Source organism: Haloarcula sebkhae, assembly GCF_014647415.1.
Taxonomy (GTDB): Archaea; Halobacteriota; Halobacteria; order Halobacteriales; family Haloarculaceae; genus Haloarcula; species Haloarcula sebkhae.
The window spans coordinates 432,831-451,734 of the sequence record NZ_BMPD01000003.1 but is presented as its reverse complement, the minus strand read 5'-3'; the positions used below and the strand labels follow the sequence as shown (position 1 = coordinate 451,734).

24 protein-coding genes are annotated in these 18,904 nt (G+C 63.6%); 14 read left to right on the top strand and 10 right to left on the bottom strand.

Annotated elements, in window-relative coordinates:
- The first annotated feature begins 1 nt into the window (after position 1).
- From IEY38_RS12085 to IEY38_RS12070, 4 genes are all read left to right on the top strand, one after another.
- Entirely contained in the window at positions 2–802 is an 801-nt protein-coding gene (locus IEY38_RS12085) for a translation initiation factor IF-2 subunit alpha (RefSeq protein WP_188978096.1), read from the top strand.
- A gap of 30 nt (positions 803–832) precedes the next feature.
- Positions 833–1,015, top strand: a complete 183-nt coding sequence (locus tag IEY38_RS12080; protein WP_188978094.1) for an RNA-protein complex protein Nop10 — start codon at positions 833–835, stop codon at positions 1,013–1,015.
- 5 nt (positions 1,016–1,020) lie between these two features.
- Positions 1,021–1,779, top strand: coding sequence for a proteasome assembly chaperone family protein (locus IEY38_RS12075; RefSeq protein ID WP_188978092.1), 759 nt, complete (start codon positions 1,021–1,023; stop codon positions 1,777–1,779).
- A gap of 95 nt (positions 1,780–1,874) precedes the next feature.
- Positions 1,875–2,498 carry a J domain-containing protein gene (locus tag IEY38_RS12070; protein WP_188978090.1) on the top strand — a complete coding sequence of 208 codons (624 nt, stop codon included), beginning with the start codon at positions 1,875–1,877 and terminating at the stop codon, positions 2,496–2,498.
- Positions 2,499–2,543: 45 nt separating this feature from the next.
- Here IEY38_RS12070 and IEY38_RS12065 read toward each other — a convergent pair whose 3' ends face one another.
- The gene (locus IEY38_RS12065; RefSeq protein ID WP_188978088.1) at positions 2,544–3,434 is read right to left on the bottom strand and encodes a universal stress protein; all 891 of its coding nucleotides are present in this window, start codon (positions 3,432–3,434) and stop codon (positions 2,544–2,546) included.
- A 239-nt stretch (positions 3,435–3,673) separates the two neighbouring features.
- On the opposite strand from IEY38_RS12065, the gene IEY38_RS12060 reads away from it, so the two are divergent.
- Positions 3,674–4,093, top strand: coding sequence for a universal stress protein (locus tag IEY38_RS12060; protein WP_188978086.1), 420 nt, complete (start codon positions 3,674–3,676; stop codon positions 4,091–4,093).
- A 48-nt stretch (positions 4,094–4,141) separates the two neighbouring features.
- Here IEY38_RS12060 and IEY38_RS12055 read toward each other — a convergent pair whose 3' ends face one another.
- Both IEY38_RS12055 and IEY38_RS12050 read right to left on the bottom strand, forming a co-directional pair.
- On the bottom strand, positions 4,142–5,155 hold the full coding sequence (locus tag IEY38_RS12055) for an alcohol dehydrogenase catalytic domain-containing protein (RefSeq protein WP_188978084.1): 1,014 nt from the start codon (positions 5,153–5,155) through the stop codon (positions 4,142–4,144).
- 105 nt (positions 5,156–5,260) lie between these two features.
- Positions 5,261–6,433, bottom strand: a complete 1,173-nt coding sequence (locus IEY38_RS12050) for a threonine synthase (protein ID WP_188978082.1) — start codon at positions 6,431–6,433, stop codon at positions 5,261–5,263.
- 83 nt (positions 6,434–6,516) lie between these two features.
- On the opposite strand from IEY38_RS12050, the gene IEY38_RS12045 reads away from it, so the two are divergent.
- Complete coding sequence (locus IEY38_RS12045) at positions 6,517–7,770, top strand: NAD(P)/FAD-dependent oxidoreductase (protein WP_188978080.1); 1,254 nt, start codon at positions 6,517–6,519, stop codon at positions 7,768–7,770.
- Positions 7,771–7,808: 38 nt separating this feature from the next.
- Here IEY38_RS12045 and IEY38_RS12040 read toward each other — a convergent pair whose 3' ends face one another.
- Together IEY38_RS12040 and IEY38_RS12035 are read right to left on the bottom strand one after the other, a co-directional pair.
- Positions 7,809–7,964 carry a hypothetical protein gene (locus IEY38_RS12040; protein ID WP_004593663.1) on the bottom strand — a complete coding sequence of 52 codons (156 nt, stop codon included), beginning with the start codon at positions 7,962–7,964 and terminating at the stop codon, positions 7,809–7,811.
- Positions 7,965–8,001: 37 nt separating this feature from the next.
- A complete protein-coding gene (locus IEY38_RS12035; protein WP_188978078.1) occupies positions 8,002–8,682 on the bottom strand; it encodes a metallophosphoesterase in 681 nt (226 codons plus the stop codon).
- A 137-nt stretch (positions 8,683–8,819) separates the two neighbouring features.
- Here IEY38_RS12035 and IEY38_RS12030 point away from each other — a divergent pair, with 137 nt between their 5' ends.
- The 3 genes from IEY38_RS12030 to IEY38_RS12020 are packed head-to-tail and all read left to right on the top strand — an operon-like array spanning position 8,820 to position 11,008.
- Entirely contained in the window at positions 8,820–9,587 is a 768-nt protein-coding gene (locus IEY38_RS12030) for a DUF7839 domain-containing protein (RefSeq protein ID WP_188978076.1), read from the top strand.
- 46 nt (positions 9,588–9,633) lie between these two features.
- Positions 9,634–9,789, top strand: coding sequence for a hypothetical protein (locus IEY38_RS12025; RefSeq protein WP_170098323.1), 156 nt, complete (start codon positions 9,634–9,636; stop codon positions 9,787–9,789).
- Positions 9,790–9,844: 55 nt separating this feature from the next.
- Positions 9,845–11,008 (top strand): thiolase family protein, encoded by a 1,164-nt coding sequence (locus tag IEY38_RS12020; RefSeq protein ID WP_188978074.1) that lies wholly within the window; start codon positions 9,845–9,847, stop codon positions 11,006–11,008.
- Here IEY38_RS12020 and IEY38_RS12015 read toward each other — a convergent pair.
- The gene (locus tag IEY38_RS12015; RefSeq protein ID WP_188978071.1) at positions 10,942–11,190 is read right to left on the bottom strand and encodes a hypothetical protein; all 249 of its coding nucleotides are present in this window, start codon (positions 11,188–11,190) and stop codon (positions 10,942–10,944) included. The two genes, IEY38_RS12020 and IEY38_RS12015, sit on opposite strands and share 67 nt — an antisense overlap.
- A gap of 33 nt (positions 11,191–11,223) precedes the next feature.
- Positions 11,224–12,840, bottom strand: a complete 1,617-nt coding sequence (locus IEY38_RS12010) for a S8 family serine peptidase (protein WP_326838513.1) — start codon at positions 12,838–12,840, stop codon at positions 11,224–11,226.
- A gap of 467 nt (positions 12,841–13,307) precedes the next feature.
- Here IEY38_RS12010 and IEY38_RS12005 point away from each other — a divergent pair, with 467 nt between their 5' ends.
- The 5 genes from IEY38_RS12005 (at position 13,308) to IEY38_RS11985 (ending at position 16,777) form a co-directional block, all read left to right on the top strand.
- Positions 13,308–14,429: a pyridoxal phosphate-dependent aminotransferase gene (locus tag IEY38_RS12005; protein WP_188978067.1), complete on the top strand. Its 1,122-nt coding sequence runs from the start codon at positions 13,308–13,310 to the stop codon at positions 14,427–14,429.
- Positions 14,430–14,631: 202 nt separating this feature from the next.
- Positions 14,632–14,910 carry an ArsR/SmtB family transcription factor gene (locus IEY38_RS12000; RefSeq protein ID WP_004593670.1) on the top strand — a complete coding sequence of 93 codons (279 nt, stop codon included), beginning with the start codon at positions 14,632–14,634 and terminating at the stop codon, positions 14,908–14,910.
- A 64-nt stretch (positions 14,911–14,974) separates the two neighbouring features.
- On the top strand, positions 14,975–15,271 hold the full coding sequence (locus IEY38_RS11995; RefSeq protein ID WP_053967003.1) for a hypothetical protein: 297 nt from the start codon (positions 14,975–14,977) through the stop codon (positions 15,269–15,271).
- A gap of 110 nt (positions 15,272–15,381) precedes the next feature.
- On the top strand, positions 15,382–15,615 hold the full coding sequence (locus tag IEY38_RS11990; protein WP_188978065.1) for a DUF2249 domain-containing protein: 234 nt from the start codon (positions 15,382–15,384) through the stop codon (positions 15,613–15,615).
- A gap of 1 nt (position 15,616) precedes the next feature.
- The gene (locus IEY38_RS11985) at positions 15,617–16,777 is read left to right on the top strand and encodes a hypothetical protein (protein ID WP_188978063.1); all 1,161 of its coding nucleotides are present in this window, start codon (positions 15,617–15,619) and stop codon (positions 16,775–16,777) included.
- Between the two features lie 15 nt (positions 16,778–16,792).
- On the opposite strand, the gene IEY38_RS11980 is transcribed toward IEY38_RS11985, so the two are convergent.
- From IEY38_RS11980 to IEY38_RS11970, 3 genes are all read right to left on the bottom strand, one after another.
- The gene (locus tag IEY38_RS11980) at positions 16,793–17,440 is read right to left on the bottom strand and encodes a helix-turn-helix domain-containing protein (RefSeq protein ID WP_188978061.1); all 648 of its coding nucleotides are present in this window, start codon (positions 17,438–17,440) and stop codon (positions 16,793–16,795) included.
- Positions 17,441–17,505: 65 nt separating this feature from the next.
- Positions 17,506–18,579 (bottom strand): radical SAM/SPASM domain-containing protein, encoded by a 1,074-nt coding sequence (locus tag IEY38_RS11975; protein ID WP_188978058.1) that lies wholly within the window; start codon positions 18,577–18,579, stop codon positions 17,506–17,508.
- Complete coding sequence (locus IEY38_RS11970; RefSeq protein WP_188978056.1) at positions 18,580–18,885, bottom strand: CGCGG family putative rSAM-modified RiPP protein; 306 nt, start codon at positions 18,883–18,885, stop codon at positions 18,580–18,582.
- Between the last annotated feature and the right edge of the window lie 19 nt (positions 18,886–18,904).

The window sequence follows — 18,904 nt, the reverse complement described above, 5'->3', positions numbered from 1 at the left end:
GATGAAATACAGCGGCTGGCCCGAACCGGGCGAACTCGTCGTCGGCAAGATCGACGAGATCGAAGACTTCGGCGTCTTCGTCGACCTCGACGAGTACGAGGGGAAGCGTGGCCTCTGTCACATCTCCGAGGTCGCCAGCGGATGGATCAAGAACGTCCGCGACCACGTCAACGAAGGGCAGACAGTCGTTGCCAAGGTACTTGACGTCGACGAGAGTGCCCAGCAGATCGACCTCTCGATCAAGGACGTCAACGACCACCAGCGAAAAGAGAAGATTCAGGAGTGGAAAAACGAGCAGAAGGCCGACAACTGGATGGAACTGGCCTTCGGCGAGGATCTGGACGACGAGACGTACGCCGCCATCGCGAACGAGCTGTTGTCGGAGTTCGGCTCGATGTACGATGGGTTCGAGTCAGCGGCGATCCACGGCAAGGACGCCCTCGAAGACGTCGACCTCTCCGAAGAGGAGATCGACGCCATCGTCCAGACGGCCCGGAACAACGTCTCGGTGCCGTACGTGCAGGTCACCGGCTACGTCGACCTGTCCTGTCCCGAAAGCGACGGCGTCGACGTCATCAAGGAAGCGCTCCAGGCCGCGGAGGGCAACGGCGAGGTCCCCGACGAGATTGAACTCGAAGTGACCTACGTCGGCTCGCCCGAGTACCGGGTTCAGGTGCAAGCGCCTGACTACAAGACCGCCGAAGACGCGCTCGAAGAGAGCGCGGACCGCGCCGCGAAAGTCGTTGAGCAACACGGTGGGTCGGGGCAGTTCCACCGCGAGCGCAGCGAAGAAGACGAGTAAACCGGTTGTCGCTCCAGTGATTCACCACCGATGAAATCGGATATACACGTCTGTGCCGTCTGGGAATCCGAACACGACCGGCCGGTGTACACGCTGGACGATACCTGTCCGGAATGCGGGGGCGAAGCGGTCAACAGCGCACCCGCACCGTTCTCCCCTGAAGACAGCTACGGCGAGTATCGACGTTCTCTTAAGCGCCGCCGCCGCGAATAAGCCGTATGGACGAATTCGACATCGAGCGCGTAGCGGACCCCGACCTCAACGAACCAGTGCTGGTCGAGGGGTTGCCCGGCGTCGGCCACGTCGGTAAACTCGCCGCAGAGCACCTGCTTGAGGAGCTCGAAAGCGAGCTCGTCCGCCGCGTTTACTCGACGCATTTCCCGCCACAGGTCAGCATCGACGAGGGCCAGGCACAGCTCGCCTGCGCCGAGTTCCACGCTGTCACACCAGAAGAAGGTCAGGACCTGCTCGTACTTTCCGGGGATCATCAAGCGCAGGATAATCAAGGGCACTACGGCCTGACCGACGCGTTCCTCGACATCGCCGACGAGTTCGGCGTCCAGCGGGTGTTCGCCCTCGGCGGCGTCCCGACGGGTGAACTCATCGAAGAGTACGACGTGCTCGGCGCGACGACGACCGAAGACTTCCGGGAGACGCTTGGAGACGCCGGCGTGGCCTTCCGCGAGGACGAACCGGCCGGCGGTATCGTCGGCGTCTCCGGCCTGCTGCTGGGCCTGAGCAAACGCCGCGACGTGCCGGCCAGTTGCCTCATGGGCGAGACGTCGGGCTATCTGGTCGATCCCAAGAGCGCACAGGCCGTCCTCGAAATCCTGCAGGAGGTCATCGGGTTCGAAGTCGACTACAGTTCCCTAGAAGACCGTGCCGACGAGATGGAGGAAGTCGTCCGAAAGATCCAGGAGATGGAACAGCAGAACTCCCCGTCGCCCGCCGACGAGGACCTCAGGTACATCGGCTGATACGGATTGGGGCCCTGTGTCCCGGTATTGGCGACCTCGGGGCTGTGCTACCGGAGAGCGGGAATTTCTTTACCACTGGAGCCTAACGGAGGGTCGTGCAGACACAACCGGGCATGCTGCCGGAGTGGCTAGTCCTTGGGCTTGTGTTAGGTGTCGCTGGGACTCTCGTCGTCGCTGGACTGTTCGTCCTCGCGAACCGTGTGTTTCCGGCCGAGCGGCCGAACCGGCAGGCGACAGACGGCGGGGAGATGCGACGCCGGGCGGAGCTTCGCGAGTACCTCACCGCCATCGACGAGCAGTTCGCCGAGAACCACTTCGTCGAGGGGCAACACGTCGCCTTCTACCTGCCGAAACGGGACGTGGCGATCACGTTCGACGCCCGGGCGTACTACCGCATCGAACGGTCGCCGACCGTTCCCGTACTGGTCGAACACGAGATGCCGGGAGTCTATCTCGGCGCACGCCTGCCCTTTGAGACGCCTGAAGTCAACCTCGGCCCGGACCCTGAGGATGAACCACACCCGACAGTGCAGGCGTTCAGCGAACTGGGACTGACACAGAACGCGTCGCTGGACGACGTGAAATCGGCCTACCGCGAACGCGTCAAGGAGGTCCACCCGGACCACGGCGGCAACGAGGACGAGTTCAAGCGCGTCAGAGAGGCGTACACGACTGCGAAACAGCACGCGTCCGGTGCGTCGAGACAGCGTGCATCATAACTATCAGACAGAGTTCTCGAACGCGTTGTTTCCCCGAAAAGCGTGTCACTGCATCGGGACACAACAGACCGGGACAGCCGCATTACGTACCACGGTCTCGGTGACGCTGCCGGTTAGATATCGCGTGAGGCCGGATCGGCCGTGTGTTCCCATTGCGATGAGGTCGATATCATGTTCCTCGCTGTAGGAGAGAATCGCGCGTGCAGCTGGACCGCTTGCGATGTTGCCTACGACACTGACATCTGCGTCTCTGGCACGCTCATGGACCGTCTCGAGTGCCGCCTGACCGGTTTGCTCAAGCGCGTCGTGAATCTCTGCTGACCCCTCAGCGCCGCCGGATCGACTCGTATCGACAGAATAGACCGTGTGTATCGTTGCGTCAAACACCTCAGCTAGCGTGATTCCCCACTCGACCGCGATTTCTGCTCCCTCGCTGCCGTCAGTCGGGAGGAGAATGTTCTCGTACAGGTGATCGCCGATTTTGACGATGTCCCCGTCCGGAGTTACCGTGACAATCGGGACATCGGCGGTGCGGAGCGTCTTTTCTGCAACACTCCCGAGGACTACCCGTTCGAACCCTGTCCGTCCTTGCGTCCCCATAACGATGAGATCGATGTCGCGAGCGTCGACGTAGTCGTTGATCGCTTGGAACGGGATACCCGACTCGACGGCGGTCGTGATATGCCCAGAGAGATGTGCCCGGGCGAGTCTGGCGATGGAATCCACCGCCCGTTCTGCCTCCTCTTCGAGGAGCTGCTCCCGGTCGGTCTGCCCGTCAGAATTCAGATCCGGTTCGATGTCACGGGTGTCAACCGCTGACAGTACGTGGAGGTCGGCACCGATTGTGGCAGCGAGGTCGATGCCTCTCCGGGCCCCTATCTGTGCCCCGTCACTGCCGTCGGTCGGCACGAGAATCGAGTTGATCGTTTGACTCATAGTCACGGTTTGACAGGCTATTGATTTAACACTACGTTCGATTCCCATCACACTGTTATAGAGTGAATTTGGGCCCAGCCTACGCTGCATACGTGTACTGTATCTTGCCTGCCTCGCTCAATGGATGTCGTACCCGCCAGCAACTGCCGGCGAGATAGAAGGTCGTTCACAGCCGGTGGTAATGGGTTGTTGAAGCAAGCGCACCACCATTTTATCCACAGTCTGCCCGTAGTCGCGGTATGATCGCACAGATTCTCGTCCCGATGGACGACTCGGAGATGGCCCAACAAGCGCTCAAGTACACCCTTGAGAACCATCCCGACGCGGAGATTACTGTCTTACACGTCGTGGGCGGACCCTCACCGTTGGGGGGAGCAGCCACCGCACTTGCTCTTGCAGATGACATCGAAGCGGCCGCCGAGGAGCGTGCGGAGAAGGTGTTCGACGACGCTCGCGAACTCGCTGCCGAGTACGATGCCGAAATAACCACCGAGGTACAACTGGGCCACCCGGCGCGAGCGGTTCTGAATAGAGCCGGCGACTTCGATGCGGTCGTGCTCGGAACCCACGGCGGCTCGTTGGCCGATCGGCTGGTCGTCGGGAACGTCGCCCAGAAAGTGTTCCGTAACTCGCCTGTGCCAGTCATCATCGCACGGTGAGTGGCGGTCGCTGAGGGCAAGAAACACCCCTCGCGGGCTTAGGAGTGACTACGGCGTCACGACGAGCTTGCCGACGCTATCACGGTCCTGCATCGCTGCAAACGCCGCACCGGTCTCTTCGAGTGGGTACGTTGCATCGATTTCTGGGGAGAGTTCGCCGTCAGCGACGAGACTGACGAGCCGCTCTAGGTCGCCCTGTGTCCCCATCGTACTCCCGATGACGCGTTTGTGACCGAGGAACAGATCGGGAATGTTGATTTCGGATGTGCCACCGGCTGTCCGTCCACAGACCGCCATCCGGCCGCCGCGTCGAAGGACATCTAGACTAAGCTGCGTGTACTCACCACCGAGGTGATTAAGCACGCCATCGACCGTCCCGATATCGTCGACTGCCGCCCGAATCTCGTCCGGATCGGTGCTCTCGATAGCGTAGTCCAGACCGAGCGATTCAACGCGGTTGAGCTTCGACGCTGAAGAAGAGGTCCCGACGCTGCGGGCGCCGAGAGCGGTCGCAAGCTGTACGCCCGCAACGCCGACGCCGCCGGTGACGCCCGGGATGAACACCAGATCACCCGGCCCGGCGTTGACTCGGCGGAGCATATGTAAGGCCGTCATGTAGGCCGTCGGAAGCGCGGCCGCGTCGACCGTCGCCACGCTGTCGGGGAGCCTGACGAGGCGGTCGGCCTGGACGCGGGCCGCCTCGGCGAGGCCGCCATGGTACAGCGAGAAGTTCTCACAGAGGTTCTCCGGTCCCTCGCGACAGTAGCGACACGTCCCGCAAGTCTCGTTCGGGCAGAGGACCACGCGGTCCCCGGGTTCGACAGCCATGACGCCATCGCCGACGGCGTCGACGGTCCCGGCAACGTCGAGGCCGCTGACAAACGGCAAGTCGTCCGTGTCGACCATCGCGGAATCCCCGTCGAGAACCCAGAGGTCGTGGCGGTTGATCGCACACGCTTCGACGGAGACCACCGCCTCGCCGCGTTCGGGTTCTGGGGTTGCCTGGTCAATAACCGAGACGCCGTCCGGGCCGGTGAGTTCGCTGAACGCTGCAACGCGCATTAGGTTCGTGAATGGGTCAGAGCCGTATAAACAACATCGAAGTGTGGGATACCTGCCTGATCGGCGGCGGTATCGGACCCGCTCTCGGGTCTGCCGGTCGATTTCTCAGATGCCCTGGCTCATGAGGTGACTGCGCAGCAGGTCTGCCTCCTTGCTACCGGCGACAGGATTCACCAGGACGACGACATCGTCATCGTCGAGGGCCCCATCGTCAGCCAGTGCCCGCGCGCCGGCGATTGCCGTCCCGCCGGTCGCACCGGTTTCCGGCCCCATCTCGCAGCCGTCGACCGCGCCGGCCAGGATGTCCTTGTCAGAGACGGCGACGCCGTCGCCGCCCGAGCGGTCGAGCGAGTCGAGCGCCGCAGCGCCGGCGGCAGGATCTGGGACCTCAAGCGGGCCGACGATGGTGTCGGGGTGCTCGATAGTCGCCGGTTCGCTTGCGCCCTCGCTCGCGGCATCAGCGATGGCGGCCGTCGAGTCGGGCTGTGCGGCGTAGATTCGCGGCGTCGAGTCCGTGAGGCCGCTCTCGGCTGCCGCCCGGAAACCGTGCTCGAGACCGACGAGCGTCTCGCCGTGGCCGGTGGGGTGGACCACCGCGTCGGGGGCCGTCCAGTCGAGGTCGTCGGCCGTCTCGAACGCGACTGATTTGGCTCCCTCGATGCGAAACGGGTGGCCGGGCGCGACCGAGGCCCAGCCGTCGGACGCGTCGGCGAGTTCCTCGTCGAACACCGAGACGGCGTCGTCGTACCGACCCTCGACGACGCGCATATCGCCGCCGTGGACGTTCACCATCGCCTTGTTGAGGAACGGGCAGCGCGAGGGGACGAAGCCCTTCGAGTCGATGCCGGCGCGAGCCGCGTAGGCGGCGCTGGACTGTGCGCCGTTGCCAGTCGACGGCGTCGCGACGCGCTCGGCTCCACGCTGAGCGGCAGCGGTGACAGCGAGCGAGAGTTTTCGGTCGCCCAGCGAGGCCGTCGGATTGCGCCCCTCATCTTTGACGTACACCGATTCGACACCGAGTTCGTCGGCCAGCTCCGGCACCGGAACCAGCGGTGTCGCCCCCTCGTCAAGCGTCACCGTCGCGTCCTGTGGGAACGACCGAAGCGGCTCGTACCGGCCCGGCCCCGTCACATCGGGCAGTTCTGCGGGTGTCAGGTCCGGAACGTCGTAGTCGCCGACGAGGACCGCACCGCAGTCGGGACAGCGGTCGGCCGTGCTGTCGGTTTCCGCGCCACACGCCGTGCAGATGAGGCCACGAAACGCCGCAGTCGTCTCCATGTGCTCATCTGTGGACGGGACGACCAAGTGTGGTCCGGTCCCGCTTCAGCACGCTCTTGTCCCGGGCGGTCGAACTGGCGGGTATGACAGATGTCGTCGTCGCCGGCGGGGGGCTCGCCGGGCTAGTCGCCGCCCGTCACTTGGCGGAGTCAGGCCGGGACGTGACAGTCTTCGAGCAGCGCTCGGACGTGGGCGGCCGCGTCCGGACGACCCACGAGGACGGCTACACGTTCGACCGCGGGTTTCAGGTCATGTTTACCGCCTACCCCGCGGCAAAGCGCGAGCTCGACATTGAGGCGCTCTCTCCACGGACGTTCACCCCCGGAGCTACTATCGCCAGCCCGAACCACCGCTCGGTGCTGTCGGACCCCCTCCGGAACCCATCGGCCGCGCCACAGACGCTACTCAACACGGACGTTCGCACGGCCGACAAGCTCCGGCTGTTCCGGCTCCAGCGCGAGCTGGCCGGCGTCGAACCCGTCGAACTGCTCTCCCGGGGCGGAACGACCATCCGGGAATACCTCGCTGACTACGGATTCTCGAAGCGGTTCGTCGAGCGGTTCGCCGCGCCGTTCTACGGCGGCATCACCCTCGACCGCTCGCTGGGAACGGACAGCAGCATCTTCGAATACACCTACAAGATGCTGAGCGAGGGCGAGATATTCGTCCCCGCCGACGGGATGCAGGCGATGCCGCGACAGCTCGCCGACCGCGCTCGCTCGGTGGGCGCGACCATCGAAACCGACGCGCCCGTGACAGAGCTGGAGACCCACGAGGGAGAGGTTACTGCCGAGGTAGGCAATGAGACGGTAACGGCCGAGAGCGCCGTCATCGCGACGGACCCACAGACTGCGGCAGAGCTGACGGACATCGACGCCATCCCGACCGAGCCCGTCGGCTGTGTCACCCAGTACTTCGCACTCCCGACGAACCGCGCCCCGACGACCGGACAGCGCATCATCCTCAACGCGGCGGACGACCGACCGAACACCGTCGCGCCGCTGTCGGCGGTCGCCAGCGAGTACGCGCCCGCTGGGATGGAGTTATACAGCGCCACGTTCCTCGGAACGCCAGAAGAAGGCGATGCGGAACTGGCCGCTGAAGTCCGGGCGGCGCTGCAGTCGTGGTATCCGAACGCGAGCTTCGAGGCGCTGGAACTGCTCCGGACCGACCGCGTCCCGCTCTCGCAGTTCGCCCAGCCGCCGGGGTATCGGGAGTCGCTCCCGGACCCGACAGCGCCGGAGGGCAACGCCGTTCTGGCCGGCGACTACACCCGCTGGTCAGCGATACAGGGCGCACTGGAAAGCGGCAAAGTCGCTGCTGATCTGCTTCGATAAGAGAAACGCCGATACGACTCCAGAAGAGGGCCGGCGGTCTATGCGGCCGGACCGCCGCTATTCGTGTTTCCCTCTTGTTCGTGCCCCTCCCCTTCGAGGACTTCAGAGACGTACTTTATCGTCGCGAAGTACAGCAGCAGTAGCGAGAGCAGCGTAATCGCGATGAGACCCAGCGCGATTTCTGTCTGAACCATATTCCAGCGTCCACCGTCGCGGCTCAAATACTTACCGTTATAGCATGCGGCGGAACTCACCCAGCGGCGGGAATGACAGCGTCTCGCGCCCGCTCTCGTCCCAGACCACCGGCTCCAGTCGGTCGGCGTCGGTGATCAGCGGGGACTGGAAGTCGCTGGCCCGCATCTCGTTGACCTCGACGCCGGCGTTCAGCCTGTTGAACGACGGGAGCATCACCACGTCGCTGCCGCGGTATTGACCGCTGCCGACGAGGTAGCAGGGTTGGCGTTGGCCCTCGATGCTGATCGTCGGATGGTCGTGTCCAACGACGTAGCGCTCGGCGTCAACGTCGGGTGCCTCGTGGCCGTGACAGACGACGGTTTCGCCGACGCGATACGCCGTCTCGGTCGGGCCGTCCCACACGCTGTCGAGCATCGTGTCGTGGTTGCCCGGCGTCACAAGCAGGCGTGCCCCGGCCGCCTGACAGGCGCTTTTGAGCCCTGCCACGGTGCTCTCGACCGACCGGGGAACCGTCTGGAACGAGTGGAGCAGGTCGCCGGCGACGACGACCTCCTCGGGTTCGTGGCGCTCGACGAGCGACTGGAACCGCTGGACCATGTCGGAGCCGGACCCGACCGGGAGTTCGAGGTTCCCGCCGGTGCCCCGGCCGACGTGGAGGTCCGCGACGACGAGCGTCTCCCCGAGCAGGAGCGCCCGGTCGTCGTAGCTAGCTGTCATCGCCGTTCAGTCAGCACCGGCGAGGCTTATATTGTCGGTCACGGCGGCGGGCCACCTCGCAGGTGGCCAGGCCACAGCCGATTATGTCGCCTGACAGTGTCGGTGGTATTTTTACCTGCGACTCCCGTGACTCCTGTATGGTCGACGTCCTGGAGAACAAGCGGGCCGCGACGCGGTTTCGGGTCCTCGTGGAGATTGCCGAGCGCCAGCCCGCAGTGAGTCAGGGCGAAATCGCCGACGCCGTCGGCGTGACGAGCCAGGCCGTCAGTGAGTACATCCGCGAACTCGTCGACGACGGCCTCGTCGAAAAAGAGGGGCGGTCGCGCTACCGCGTCACCAAGGAGGGCGTCGACTGGGTGTTCCAGTCCGCGACCGACGTCCGCCGGTTCGCCGATCATGTCACTGACGACGTGCTCGGCAGCGTGCAGGAGGACGCCGCCATCGCCACGGCGGATCTGGAAGAAGGAGAGACGGTGACACTCTCGCTGTCGGACGGCCTGCTGCACGCTGACCCCGGCGGCGGCGACGCGACGGGGGTGACGACGACCAGCGCCGCGGAGGGTGAGGTCGTCGGTGTCACCGGCTTCGAGGGAGTCATCGACCTCAACCCCGGCCACGTCAGCGTGATACAGGTCCCGCCAGTCCGATCAGGGCCGGTCGAGAACATCGACGATATCGCCGCGGCCTGTGCGGATGTCCCCATCGTCACCGCAGCGGGCGTTGAGTCCGTCGTTGCACTCCGCGATGCCGGCATCGAACCGACGACACATTTCGCGGCGGGCGAGGTGGCCGCCGCCGCCGCATCGCGGGGACTCGATGCCGTCGTCGTCGCAACACAGGACACTGTCGGGCGTGTGACCGACGCGCTTCGCGACGCGAGCGTCGACTACGACGTGACGCAGTGACCCGCGAGTAGCGGGACTTTTCCGGTCGGCTGCCGTCGATACAGTCATGAGCGATCACGAGATGCACGACGCTGTCGAGGCGTTCCTGAACGAAGCCGACGACGCCTACGGCGAGTACGAGCAGGGCTACACCGACGCTGATGCGACGCTCCGGCGACTGGAAACGGCTATCGAGGAACTACGGGAAGCGGCCGAGGAGTAGGACGCCGTCTATCGTCGGGCGAACAGTATTGTAGGATTGGGTTCATGTAGCTCGTATGACGGATGTGGTTCTGGTCGACGGTGCACGCACCGCACACGGTGAACTGCTGGGCGGGCTCTCGGAGCGGACCGCTGTCGAGTTGGGTAGTGCAGCCGTGGAGGGACTGCTTGATCGAACCGCCGTCGACGAAGACAGTGTCGACTGGGTCGGCCTCGGAAACGCGGTACAGGCGGGCGTCGGCCAGGTCCCGGCCAGACAGGTCGTCGTCGAATCGCCGCTCGCTGACGATGTCGCCGCCACGACACTCAACGAGGCCTCTGGGTCAGGATTGCGGGCGATTACGACCGCCGCCGACCGCATCGAGGCCGGGCAGGCGTCGGTGTGTCTCGCCGGCGGCATGGAGTCGATGTCGAACGCGCCGTATCTCGTTCCCGACATGCGCGGTGGCCGCCGGCACGGGAACAGCGAACTCGTCGACGCGATGATCTGGGACTCACTGTGGGACAAACACTACGACGCACACATGGGCACGCTGACGGAGGAAATTGCCGCCGAACACGACATCAGCCGCGAGGCCCAAGACGAGTACGCTCGGCGGAGCAACCATCGGGCCGGCGAGGCCATCCAGTCCGGGAAGTTCACCGAGGAACTCGTCCCAGTGGAAACGGCTGACGGCCTTGTGACCGAGGACGAGGGACCGCGGCCGAATACGACAGTAGACCAGCTGGCGGCGCTCCCGCCGGCATTTTTGCACGGGGGCACGATCACCGCCGGCAACGCCTCGAAGCTCTCCGATGGCGCGGGAGCGGTGGTGCTGGCCGACGCCGAGACGGTCGAACGCGATGGACTGGGACCGATGGCCCACGTCGAGGACTACGCGGTTGCCTACCGCGACCCATCGGAGTTCTCCATCGCGGTTCGGGACGTCGTCGCAAAGCTGCTGGAGCGCAACGACCTCGCCGTCGCCGACGTGGACCACTTCGAACTCAACGAAGCGTTCGCCGCACAGATGGTGTACGTCGCCGACGAACTCGACATCCCCGCCGAGAAACACAACCCGCTCGGCGGCGCGGTGGCGCTCGGGCATCCTATCGGAGCCAGCGGCGGTATCCTCACGACCACGATGCTGTACGCGATGGAGCGAGCGGATCATCACCGTGGCATCGTGGGGATGAGCGTCGGCGGTGGCGGCGCGATTGCGATGTCCGTGGTCCGGTAGGCCCCGCCAGCGGCGAGGCGAGTGAGCGTCGGCGGTGGCGGCGCGATTGCGATGAGTGTCGTTCGATAGGCCCCGCCAGCGGCGAGGCGAGTGAGCATCGGCGGTGGCGGCGCGATTGTGATGTCCAGACAGCGTGAAATCCAGCTGAGCTGAAAGTGGAAAGCGAGAGGGACGCTACGCACGGGATCAGTCGAAACGAGAGAATAGCAAGCAGATTACGAGCTTGTTTTTCCGATTTCTTCCAGGGTAAGTGTGTAGTCTCCGCGTCCGCTGTAGACATACACGAGTATGCCGATCTCGCTGATCTGTGAGAAATCGTCGATGATTATCTGTTCGTTACTGTCCTGCGTATAGGACGCGCGATCGTAGTCGTTCGGAGTGGGTGTGCGGCCGTCGAAGGAGACATACAGGTCGAAATCGGCGTCAGATGGGCCATCGAGACTGAGGATTAGCTGCATAGGCGACTCCGTCTTGAGGGAGTACGTCTGCTTGTCATAATCGAGCATCCCATCGAGTGACCCGGACAACTCTTCGGTGAGACGGTCTTTCGATTCATCAGTGACGGAGACGCTGACTGACGTGGTTGTCTCAGCACCGTCGTTGTCAGTCGCAGTGACGGTGACGGTGTAGTCGCCAGTGTCGGTGTACGTGTGGCTGACCTCCGTCGCGTCCGTACCCTCGATGGGGTCAGAGCCGTCGCCGAACTCCCAGCGGTAGTTCGTTATCGAACCATCGGGGTCACGGGAGCCGCTGGCATCGAAGATGACCTCCTTATTGACAGTGACAGTTCGTGAGTCGTCGTTGAGCGTCACGATCGGCGGTTCGTTTTCGGTTCCACCACCGACGGTTACGAAGTTGTATGCATCCGCGAGGCCGAAACCGACGAACTGGCCGTCTGCGTCCAGTGGCTGGGCGGTGTCGAGAAGGTTCTGTCGGGTCTGGCTGGCGGGCCAATCGTGTCTGTCCAGTCCAAGCGCAGCAACGCCAGCGACAGCAGGACTCGCCATTGACGTTCCGGGGAACTGCGCGTAGTCTCCCCCCGGAACAGATGAGAGTACGTCATTACCCGGTGCCGCAATGTCGACCTTCCCGCCGTAGTTCGAGAACTCGGTCGGACTCTTGTTCCGATCGACGGCACCAACAGCGACGCACTCTTCGTAGGCTGCTGGGTACGACACGTCCTGCTGGCTTGGGGGGTCACCGTCCTGATGGTTACCGGCTGCACAGATGAGGAGGACACCCTGATTCCACGCGTACGAGACGGCGTTTTTCATTGTCTGGTTGAAGCCGCCGCCACCGAGAGACATATTGATAATGTCCGCCCCCTGGTCAGTCGCCCACTCGACAGCGTTAGCGATATCGGCGGTTCGGCCCCCGTTCGGGCCGAGTGCACGGCAACTCAGGAGCCGGGAGTTACTGACACCTGCAATTCCGGTTTCGTCGTTCGTTTCGCCGGCAGCAATGCCGGAGACGTGTGTTCCGTGCTGTGCAGATTGTGGTGCGGGGTCGCTGTCGTTGTCGACGAAGTCACGTCCTTTCTGACTCCCGAACTGCCCGTCAAGGTCGGGATGGGTGTAATCTGCACCGGTGTCTATGACAGCGATAGTGACGTCTTCGCTTCCGAACGTAATGTCCCATGCTTTCGGGGCATTGACCAGTTGTGGCGCGTACTGGCTGTCGAACTTCGGATCGTTCGGAACCGTGGCGATCGGCTCGCGAATGTGGTTGAATTCCGTATATTTGACGCCGTCAATCGTTTCGACTGTCAGAAGGATTTCGCTCTTGAATTCCTGCGGGACTGCTGAGCGAAGATACGAAAGTGACTCGTTCACGTCGAGGATATCGAGCTGTTCGAGGTCAGATCGCTCTTTTATTTTGTCATGAATATCAGAGGCGTTTTTATCATTAGATATACCGATCAGATATTCTTTTGTATCAGATTCCTGTGATGCACTGACCTCTCCACCAAAAGCTGCGACGGTTACAGCGGAGCCGAGTGCCTTGATAACTGATCTTCTGGACGGTTTTGGCAGGGTATATCGGGACATCCGACTCTCAATAAATATGGGTGGGTTATAAAATTAATATATAATTCCTCATGCAGCCCAGTGTCTAATAAACAAGAGTATATATGCCACTTTATAAATACGTGTTTATTTTGTTTTCTGATATATAAAGTATCAGTTATGAACGGTATAAAAGTTTATAGCGGCTGGCAATAGCGACAGAACAGGCGGACGCCGCTAATGCTACCGAAGCACAAGGAAGAATTATCGGGCCGGCCGCCCCCAGACAGAATATGACTGGATTTTCCCGACGGGTAGAACAGGTATCGATCTCAGGCATCCGCGAAGTGTTCGAGGCGGCGGGCGAGGACGCGATCAACCTCGGACTCGGCCAGCCGGACTTCCCGACGCCGAAGCACGCCCGCCAAGCGGCAGTCGAGGCAATTCAGGCGGGGGACGTCGACGCCTACACGTCGAACAAGGGGACCGAGGCACTCCGGGAAGCCATCGCTGCCAAGCACGAACGAGACAACGACCTTGATGTCGACCCCGGGGACATAATCGCCACCTCGGGTGGGAGTGAAGCACTGCACATCGCGCTGGAAGCCCACGTCGATGCAGGGCAGGAAGTCATCTTCCCAGACCCGGGGTTCGTCTCCTATGACGCGCTGACACACCTCGCAGGCGGGACGCCGCGGCCGGTCCCGCTGCGCGAGGACCTCACGATGGCACCCGAGACAGTCGAGGAGGCCATCACCGACGACACGGCGGCGTTTGTCGTGAACTCGCCCGCAAACCCGACCGGAGCGGTCCAGTCCCCGGAAGATATGCGGGAGTTCGCCCGTATCGCCGACGAGCACGACGTGCTGTGTATCTCCGACGAAGTGTACGAACATCAGGTCTTCGAGGGTGAGCACCGCTCGCCGGCGGAGTTCAGCGACACGGGCAACGTCGTCGTCGTCAACGCCTGCTCGAAGGCGTATTCGATGACAGGCTGGCGGCTCGGATGGGTTACCGGCGCGACAGACCGCATTGAGCGGATGCTACGGGTCCACCAGTACGCCCAAGCCTGTGCGTCCGCACCGGCCCAGTACGCCGCCGAGGCGGCCCTGACCGGCCCGCAGGACCAGGTGTCGGAGATGCGCGAGGCGTTCCAGGAGCGCCGCGACGTACTGCTGGACGGCCTCGACGAGATGGGGCTAGACTGTCCGACACCCAAGGGCGCGTTCTACGCGATGCCGAAGGTCCCCGACGGCTGGGTGGACGAAGTCATCGACCGCGGTGTCGTCGTCGTTCCCGGCGACGCCTTCGGCGAACACGGCGCGGGCTACGCCCGCATCTCCTACGCGACGGACATGGAGACGCTGAAAGAGGCAATCGACATCATGGCCGACGCGACGACGGCGGTCCGCTGAGCGCTCGCAGGCGAGTGGGACCGCGGACAGTCGTCCCGAAATTGGAACAGTCTCGGAAGAGAGTGCGAAGAAACGCTTTATTTGCCGCCCGTCTTGACTCTCGTATCCCATCGTGGCACATGCATCCGAGTCCAGCGCGCTGTTCGACGGGGAGAGACAGGACTATACGACGGGCAGACACAGTTCCCGGGAGGACAGTGGGATGGAGAAAGCGCTCTGGTATCTGCTGACGGCGACGCGCGGCGGCGCCAACCGGGCGCGTATCATCGACGCTCTTTCGGACCGACCGATGAACGCCAACGAACTCGCCGACGAACTCGACGTGGGCTACAAGACGATCAGGCATCACATGGAACAGCTAGAGGACCACGACGTGGTCGAATCCGGCGACGAGGAGTACGCCAAACTCTACTTCCTGACCGATCGGTTCGACAACTACCGCGACACCTTCGAGGAGATCGTGGAGAAGATGGACGAATGACGATGACACAGGGTGAGACTGTCGCCGGACTGGACACGACTGGCCAGCTGGAGGGGTATCGCTGATGGCGATGGGACCGCTCATCACCGCCGCAGCGGCGCTCGCGGGGCTCAACGTCCTGCTATTGCTCCCGCTGCTTGGCGTCTGGGTCCGCAACTACGCGACATTCCGGACGGGACTCGTCGCCGGCCTCATCGCCTTCGCCGTCGCGATGCTCGCCGAGAACGCCATCGCCGTCTACTTCTTCTTCTCGATGCAGAGCTTCTACGCCGGCGACCCACACGTCCAGCAGGCCGTGCTGGTCCTGCGCTCGCTGCAGTTTATTGCCATCGCCGGCCTGAGCTACACCACGCTCCGGTAACCCTCGGGTGGCGGCGACGGTTCGTTTTCGGAGACTCCATATTGAAACCGTGTTGTCGTCCGAACACGTTCGGGACAAGCGCCTGACTGGCGGGGACCGTCATCGAACGTATGAGCACAGATCACCAGGAGTCGGTACAGGAACTCGACGTTCGGGATGTCGACGGGGAACCGTTCGAACAGATCATGAACGCCCTCGACTCTGTCAGCGAAAGCGAGGCGCTCCGGCTGGTGAACAGCTTCGAACCGGTGCCGCTGTACGACGTCCTCTCGAAGAAGGGGTACCAGTACGACACGGAACAGGTCGCCGACAAGGAGTGGCACGTCACGATCCGGCCGGAGTGAGATGCGTCCCGAGCGCGTCTCGCGGTGGTTCGTCACCGTCAGCGCGCTGTTTTTCGTCGGCTTCCACGCCGCAATGGCGGCCGCTGCGCCCCGACGCATCGTCGTCACACTCGGTCTGTACGGGTTCGTCCTGCACGTCCTGTTCGGGAAGGCTTACGCGCTCGTGCCGTCGTACTTCGACCGTGACCTCGCGTGGGAGCGAGGGCCTGCCGTCCAGTTCCCACTGTCCGCCCTCGGTACAACTGGGCTGGCGCTCGCACCGCTTGGGCCACCGTGGCTCCGACCAGTCGGGACCACGCTCTGGGCCGGCGGCGTTGCGGTCTTTCTCGGGACGCTGGGATGGACCATTCGTGACAACGTCACCGGCGCTGCGACGGGGACCGGCGGTGCGAACACCCATCGGGAGCCGGTCGACCGAACTGCCAACGTCGCAGTCCCGGTAGCGCTCGGTTACCTCGCACTTGCGGCCGGTGGCGCGCTCGCTATCGCCGCTGGCTTCGGGCCAGTACTCCCACAGCAACTGTCGCACTTGCTCGCCGCAGGGACGGCCGCGCTGTTCGTCTTCGGCGTCGGCTTCCGGCTGTTTCCCCGGTTCTTGGTCGCTGAAGTACCGCGACCGGTCGTCGCGGTCGTTGTCGCCGCCGGCGCTGTCGGTCCTGCGCTGCTGGGATTCGGGCTGTTCGACCGGAGACTCCTCCTCGCCGGTGGCATCGTCGAAGCTATCGCAGTCGTCGGATTCGCGCTGTCATATGTGGTCCTGTTCCGGCGGTCGGAGCGCCACCGCGTCGGATTCTATGCGGTGCTGGTGGCGGTCGTTGCCGGAGTCGTCGGTATCGGACTCGGGCTGACTCTCGCCGTAACCGGCCGGAGTCCGGCGCTGGTCAGCGCACACTATCGGGCGATGCTGGCGGGCTTTCTCGGACTCACTGTGGTCGGGGCGGCGTTCCAGTTCTACCCACCGGCGGTCGGTGTCTGGCCCTACGCAAACAACCGGACGGCGCTGGTAACAATTGGACTGCTCGGTGGTGGGATCGGCATTCAGCTACTCGGTCTTATCAGTCGGTTCGGCTGGATAATATCGGTCGGCACAGCGGCTGGCGCTCTCGGCGCACTCCTCTATACGTATCTCCTGTTGGCGGCGTTCGCTCGTCGATGGCAGTAGTAGCGACGGCGTGGCCTACTCCGCGACGATGCTGTCGAGCAGTTTCGTCTGGGCGGCGGCGAGGTGTTCAGCGAACGTCGAGACAGAGATGTCCAGTTCCGCCGCCACGTCGCCAGCATTGGCCCCTTTTGGATACTCGAAGTACCCCATCTCGACGGCGGTTTCGAGCACTTCCTGCTGTCTGTCGGTGAGTTTACTTCGGTCGACGAGAATCGAGTCCACCGGGTCAACGTCGCCGTTCCGCCGCATCGACCGGAGCGAGACGCCGTCGTACAGTTCCTTCAGCCGTGTCACGATAGCGCGCACCCGGTCGACATCGGGAGCGTGGAAGGTCAGGTGGAGCTGTCCGCCCTCGGCGCGGATGTCCGCGACCGGACAGTCATATGTTTCGACCGCCTCGCAGACGCACTCAGTTCGTGACCGAGAGAACTGGTAGCGGGCCCCGTTGCCCGTCGCGAACACCTTGTCCATGTCCTCCCGGGCCTCGATTGCCCCCTCGTCAGTGCCCGTCGCGGTGAACTCTTCGATGACCTGCCCGTCTTCGTCCGGGCTGCTTCGGGCGACATCGGTCACAGCCGCGCCTGCCTCGTCCGAGACACTCGCCACTGGACAGGCTCCGGGGGTGTCGACCGACAGCTCCACTCTGATGCCGGAGTCGCTCATATGAGATACTGTGACACCACATTACAAAACGGGCGAGGCGCGTTCCCACGGAGTGAAAAACCCCCTCAATCTGCTGGGTGCTGGTCGGGAACCGACCCCTCGAACCCATCCGGCTGGTAGTCACACAGCGGGTCCGCAGCCAGCGGGTCTCCCGTCGTCGCATACGCCCGCGACCGACTGCCGCCACAGACCGTTCGGTATCGACAGGCCCCGCATTTGCCCGTCAGCGCGTCGTCGTCCCTGAGTTGCTGGAACAGCGACGACTCCCGATAGATGTCCACGACGCTTTCCTCGCGGACATTGCCCGCCGATTTCGGCAAGAAACCGGAGGGGAACACCTCGCCGGTGTGGCTCACGAAGGCGAACCCCTTGCCAGCGCGGATGCCCATCCGTCGCTTGAGCCCGCTAGCCCCTTCGTTCTGGTTCTGTATCGCGACGCGGCGGTAGTGGGGCGCTTCGGTCGTCTTGAGGCCGAACGGAGCCTCGTCGCTGACCTCGTGGAGCCACGACAGCACGCGCTCCGCCCGCTCGGGGGCAATCGGCGTCAGGACCCGCCCGCGACCGACCGGAACGAGGAAGAACACCGACCACAGTACCGCATCGAGGTCCGCGACGATGTCCCGGATGGCCGGCAGTTGCTCAACCGTCTCAGCACAGACGGTGGTGTTGATCTGCAGCGGGATGTCGAGGTCTCGGGCAGCCTCGGCGGCCTCCATCGTCGCCTCAAAGCTCCCGGATTCGCCCCGGAAGGTATCGTGAGATTCGCTATCGCCGCCATCGATGGACAGCGCCAGCCGCCGGAGTCCGGCGTCGTCAAGTTCGGCCAGTCGGTCCTGCGTGATCGAGTTCGTCCCGCTGGGCGTCAGCGTCATCCGGAGGCCCTGCTCGGTACCGTACTCGACGAGTTCCGGGAGGTCCTCGCGGGCGAGCGGGTCCCCGCCTGAGAGGACGACCAATTGCCCGTCGCCGAACTCACGGGCCTGGTCCAGCAGCGCCTTCCCTTCCGCCGTCGATAGCTCGTCTGGGTGGCGGCGGGGCTGGGCGTCGGCCCGGCAGTGTTTGCACGCCAGTTCACAGGCCTGTGTCACCTCCCAGATCAGCACCAGCGGCTGCTCGTCGAGGTCAAGTTTCCCGCGCATCTATGCCTCCCGGTGGACGCGAGTGACGTGCCCACCACAACCACACTGCTGAACATACTCCGTCGAAATCGTCTCGCCGAAGACGTCCGCCAGCGCGTCGAACAGGTAGGTGTCCGGGTGGCCGTGGTCAGCGTGGCTGACCAGATTGACGTGGTTCCCCACCGTCGTCTTCTCGACGGCGTCGATGGCCTGTTCGACGACCATGTCGAGATCATCGGCGTGTGCGGGCGTTTCCAGGTTCGCCGACCAGGAGTTGTCGTGAACCTCAGTCGTGACCGGCGACACGTCCTCGTGGGAGTGGCTCATATGTACTCGTTATCGGCGG